The 4,803-nt window shown below is 42.2% G+C and carries 7 protein-coding genes; 2 read left to right on the forward strand and 5 right to left on the reverse strand.

Annotated features, from left to right (window positions below; all coding sequences use genetic code 11):
- Positions 1 to 327 (forward strand): LPXTG cell wall anchor domain-containing protein (locus tag ADI76_RS11800; RefSeq protein WP_049515500.1); only part of this gene is annotated, 327 nt, incomplete at its 5' end.
- Positions 328 to 387: 60 nt separating this feature from the next.
- Here ADI76_RS11800 and ADI76_RS11895 read toward each other — a convergent pair.
- From ADI76_RS11895 to ADI76_RS07515, 5 genes are all read right to left on the reverse strand, one after another.
- Positions 388 to 447, reverse strand: a complete 60-nt coding sequence (locus ADI76_RS11895; RefSeq protein ID WP_371106653.1) for an IS3 family transposase — start codon at positions 445 to 447, stop codon at positions 388 to 390.
- Positions 448 to 1,105: 658 nt separating this feature from the next.
- A complete protein-coding gene (gene rpmG, locus ADI76_RS07500; RefSeq protein WP_001265622.1) occupies positions 1,106 to 1,255 on the reverse strand; it encodes a 50S ribosomal protein L33 in 150 nt (49 codons plus the stop codon).
- A gap of 15 nt (positions 1,256 to 1,270) precedes the next feature.
- Entirely contained in the window at positions 1,271 to 1,453 is a 183-nt protein-coding gene (gene rpmF, locus ADI76_RS07505; RefSeq protein ID WP_003009516.1) for a 50S ribosomal protein L32, read from the reverse strand.
- 150 nt (positions 1,454 to 1,603) lie between these two features.
- Entirely contained in the window at positions 1,604 to 1,804 is a 201-nt protein-coding gene (locus tag ADI76_RS07510) for a PTS ascorbate transporter subunit IIC (RefSeq protein ID WP_003011522.1), read from the reverse strand.
- 2 nt (positions 1,805 to 1,806) lie between these two features.
- A complete protein-coding gene (locus tag ADI76_RS07515; protein ID WP_003011526.1) occupies positions 1,807 to 2,829 on the reverse strand; it encodes an SPFH domain-containing protein in 1,023 nt (340 codons plus the stop codon).
- A gap of 187 nt (positions 2,830 to 3,016) precedes the next feature.
- Here ADI76_RS07515 and ilvD point away from each other — a divergent pair, with 187 nt between their 5' ends.
- A complete protein-coding gene (ilvD, locus tag ADI76_RS07520) occupies positions 3,017 to 4,720 on the forward strand; it encodes a dihydroxy-acid dehydratase (RefSeq protein WP_049515503.1) in 1,704 nt (567 codons plus the stop codon).
- Positions 4,721 to 4,803: the final 83 nt, after the last annotated feature.

Genomic DNA, 4,803 nt, shown 5'->3' on the forward strand with positions numbered 1-4,803 from the left:
ACTCCTGAGAAACCTGTAACTCCTGAGAAACCTGTAACTCCTGAGAAACCTGTAACTCCTGAGAAACCCGTAACTCCTGAGAAACCTGCAATTCCTGAGACGACTGTAACTCCTGAGACGACTGTAACTCCTGAGAAACAAACTGAAGCAAATAAAGTTTTAAATACAAATACTTACAGAGCATCTGGAGTTATTACTACAAATGATATTAATCACTCTGAAAAGACTCTACCTAAAACAGGAACAACTACAAATATTGTATTACCAATGTTAGGACTGTTAGTGTTAGGTGGAGTGGGCTTCCTATCAAAAAAAGAAGAAAAGTAACTTTATTATATCTTATAAGAGTAAACTTCTTGTGATAGCCCAAAAAGTTAATCAAATAATTTAAGCGAAGGACTTAGTTCTGTATTGTACAGGACTAAGTCCTTTTAGTTTAACCTTAATTCATCAATTTCCTTTATATGTTTTTTAATCCATCTACTTACTTCCTGAAATCATAGATCGTAACATTATGCTCATATATTAAAAACACCGTCTGTAATTAGAGCTTCATTGCTTGTAAATGCACCACAATCGTTAAGATCTGCATAATATCTTCTTCCATCTCTATATACAGGGCCATGGATTGCAGATTCATAATAAAACCATCCTTCCTGTTTTTGATTATTCAACAAAAACTGATGATAGTCCCTATTTTTCTAAAACGGGAAAATCTGATATAATAATCCTTGTAGGTGTATTGTTTAATATTTAATGACATAAACTATTCCCCCGTTTAAAAAATATTGATTCAAATTTTATGAAATTAATCAGTAGATATCGTTCTGAAAAGCCTTGATATTACGCTATTTTTAATCCAACTGAAACTCATACTTTCCAAACCAGGTCATACGATCTGTGAGAAAAAGAACCCATAACAAAAAGAGGAGCTTCACAATAAAGTTCCTCTTCTTTTATATATCCGAATCATTATTCTTATTTCAAAAAAGGTAGTGAAAAAGGTAGTGATTCGGTTGATTTATATTGCAATGTAGTGAAATTTAGAATTTCAAGAATCGCTTAAAATCAAGGTTTCTAACATCTATTGACGTGTAGTGAACCCCTATTTCACCTCTGTAAACACAACGTGTTTGCGAAGTTTTGGTGAGTATTTCTTCAATTGAAGACGGTCTGGAGTGTTACGTTTGTTTTTAGAAGTAAGGTACAAGCGTTCACCAGATTCTTTGTGTTCAAGTGTAATATTTACGCGCATGGTATCTCCCTTCTATTATTCAGCTGATGCAGCTTTAGCGATCTTACGTCCTTTGTAGTATCCTTTAAGTGATACACGGTGTGAACGTGAGTAATCTCCAGTTGCTTCGTCAAAGTTTACAGATGGAGCTGTTACTTTGTAGTGCGTACGACGTTTGTTTTTCTTCGCTTTTGATGTGCGACGTGCAGGTACTGCCATTTCGTTTTTCTCCTTTTAAGATATAAATTCAATTAGGTTTGATTTTCATCAACTTTAACAGTATAACAAAACTTTTTTGTAAAGTAAAGTTACTTGACAAAAAATTGTTAAAAAAATCTCCCGCCCCATCAAATGGGACAGGAGTTCTCCTTAAAGGTCTATTTCAAATGGCTCATCAATCGTTTCCGAAACGTATTTGCCATCCTTTTTTCGTTGTTTGACACATTCTGTCAGCAGGTACTCGATCTGCCCATTGACCGATCGAAAGTCATCTTCTGCCCATGATGCGATAGCAGCATATAACTTGGCTGACAATCTAAGTGGAATCTGTTTTTTCTTTTGGTCAGCCATTCTTAATAGAGACTTCCCGTATTAACAATTGGTTGTGCATCATGATTGCCACAGAGAACGACAAGAAGGTTCGAAACCATGGCAGCCTTCCGTTCTTCGTCTAGCTCTACAATCTCTCCTTCGCTCAGGCGTTCAAGGGCCATTTCAACCATACCAACTGCTCCATCGACAATCATCTTCCGCGCATCGATAATGGCAGAAGCTTGTTGGCGTTGAAGCATGACAGCTGCGATTTCTGGAGCATAGGCCAAGTAGGTAATACGAGCTTCTAGAATTTCGAGTCCAGCATCTTTTACACGTGCTTGAATCTCTTCTCGAATACGACTGGCCACAATTTCACTGGAGCCTCTTAGGCTACCCTCATCTGCCTGGCCGTCTCCTGTCGTATCGACATTAGGAGCTACATCATAAGGATAGATGCGGACAATATTACGAAGAGCACTATCACACTGCAATGAGAGATATTCTTTGTAGTTATCCACATTGAAGACTGCTTTAGCCGTATCTACTACACGCCAAGTGACTGCAATACCGATTTCTACAGGATTTCCCAAACAGTCATTAATCTTCTGACGAGAGTTATTCAAGGTCATCACTTTTAAGGAAATATTCTTTTTACCTGTCTCGATAGAAATATTGTTACCTTCTGCTGTTTTTCTGACAGACATGGGTGACTTGGTGGTGACATCACCACTTTGGCCCAAGCGGGTGTTATTGGCAGGATTGACAGCGACACAGAAGGGATTGACAAAGTAAATACCCGCTTCTCGAATGGTTCCAATATAGTTCCCAAACAAGGTCAAAACCAAGGCCTCTTGCGGTTTAATAATTTTGATCCCCGCATAGCACACCAGACTAGCAATAAAGAGAAAAATACAGGTAATAACTGCAATCGCAAGTGGAAAACCTTCTGGTAGACTAGCAATCGCACTAATAAAGGCTAAAACTAAGACAAGATCCCCAACTAGCAAGCCTATAAGGGCAGCTAAGCCGTTTTTCTTTTGGGTTAAAATTTTTTCTTCCATGGGACGAACCCTTCTTTCTTTGTGATATCTAAATGATATCACTTTGCGTACAAAAGTCAAGATATAACTGTAAATTATTTTAGCAAGAAACCGAGCAAGCTGAATTGTCTGAAAATTCAAGAATTTTCTTCTATCGTTGAAGCTTGAATTGTGCTATAATAATAAAAAATACGATGAGAGGAATGACATGACAGAATTAGACAAACGCCATCGTAGTAGTGTCTACGATAGCATGGTAAAATCTCCCAACCGTGCCATGCTTCGCGCGACGGGAATGACCGATGAAAGCTTTGAGAAACCGATTGTCGGAGTGATTTCGACATGGGCGGAAAATACCCCTTGTAACATCCACCTTCACGATTTTGGAAAACTGGCCAAAGAAGGTGTGAAAGATGCAGGAGCTTGGCCGGTTCAATTCGGAACCATTACGGTTGCGGACGGGATTGCTATGGGGACACCAGGGATGCGCTTCTCCTTGACTTCTCGTGATATCATTGCAGACTCTATCGAAGCGGCTATGGGCGGTCACAATGTGGATGCCTTTGTAGCGATCGGGGGCTGTGATAAGAACATGCCTGGTTCCATGATTGCCATTGCCAATATGGATATCCCGGCGATTTTTGCCTATGGTGGTACCATTGCACCGGGTAATCTGAACGGCAAGGATATCGACTTGGTTTCTGTTTTCGAAGGGATCGGGAAATGGAACCATGGTGATATGACCGCTGAAGAAGTGAAAGATCTTGAATGTAATGCCTGCCCTGGCCCTGGTGGCTGTGGTGGGATGTATACGGCCAACACCATGGCGACAGCGATTGAGGTCCTTGGGATGAGTCTTCCTGGTTCCTCTTCTCACCCTGCTGAATCGGCTGATAAAAAAGCCGATATCGAAGAAGCAGGTCGTGCTGTTGTCAAGATGCTGGAGATGGGACTCAAACCATCGGATATCTTGACCCGTGAAGCCTTTGAAGATGCCATTACTGTCACCATGGCGCTGGGTGGTTCTACCAATGCCACTCTTCACTTGCTTGCGATCGCTCACGCGGCTAACGTGGACTTGACCCTGGAAGACTTCAACGATTTCCAAGAGCGCGTGCCTCATTTGGCGGACTTGAAACCTTCAGGGAAATATGTCTTCCAAGACCTTTACAATGTCGGTGGTGTGCCAGCCGTCATGAAATACCTTCTTAAGAATGGTTTTCTTCATGGAGATCGCATCACATGTACTGGTAAGACTGTTGCTGAGAACTTGGAAGCCTTCGCTGATTTGACACCGGGTCAAAAAGTCATCATGCCACTTGAAAATCCGAAACGTGCCGATGGTCCATTGATCATCTTGAAAGGGAACTTGGCTCCAGAAGGGGCGGTTGCCAAAGTATCAGGTGTGAAAGTTCGTAACATCACGGGCCCTGCTAAGGTCTTTGACTCAGAAGAAGCTGCCATTGAAGCCGTTCTTTCGGACGAAATCGTGGATGGCGACGTTGTCGTTGTTCGTTTCGTAGGTCCTAAAGGTGGTCCTGGTATGCCGGAAATGCTGTCCTTGTCATCTATGATCGTTGGGAAAGGCCAAGGAGACAAGGTGGCCCTCTTGACAGACGGCCGCTTCTCAGGTGGGACTTATGGTCTCGTTGTCGGTCACATCGCGCCTGAAGCTCAGGTCGGTGGCCCAATCGCCTACCTCCACACAGGGGACATGGTAACAGTTGATCAAGATACCAAAGAAATCACCATGCACGTTTCAGACGAAGAGTTGGCAAAACGGAAGGCTGAAACAACCTTGCCACCACTGTATAGCCGTGGGGTTCTGGGTAAATATGCCCACATCGTTTCTTCAGCATCACGTGGTGCCGTAACCGATTTCTGGAATATGGAACAGTCTGGTAAACAGTAATTACAAGGACGACTTTGTCCAAAGAGAGAGTGGGACAGAAATCGGTCATTCGTTAGAATTCGATTTCGTCGTCCCACCTCCGC

The sequence above is a fragment of the Streptococcus parasanguinis genome (genome assembly GCF_001074805.1).
Classification (GTDB): domain Bacteria; phylum Bacillota; class Bacilli; order Lactobacillales; family Streptococcaceae; genus Streptococcus; species Streptococcus parasanguinis_A.

Excerpts from the sequence above, each read along its gene's own strand:
- rpmG (WP_001265622.1), bottom strand. The coding sequence starts at position 1,255 with ATGCGCGTAAATATTACACTTGAACACAAAGAATCTGGTGAACGCTTG.
- rpmF (WP_003009516.1), bottom strand. The coding sequence starts at position 1,453 with ATGGCAGTACCTGCACGTCGCACATCAAAAGCGAAGAAAAACAAACGT.
- ADI76_RS07510 (WP_003011522.1), bottom strand. The coding sequence starts at position 1,804 with ATGGCTGACCAAAAGAAAAAACAGATTCCACTTAGATTGTCAGCCAAG.
- ADI76_RS07515 (WP_003011526.1), bottom strand. The coding sequence starts at position 2,829 with ATGGAAGAAAAAATTTTAACCCAAAAGAAAAACGGCTTAGCTGCCCTT.
- ilvD (WP_049515503.1), top strand. The coding sequence starts at position 3,017 with ATGACAGAATTAGACAAACGCCATCGTAGTAGTGTCTACGATAGCATG.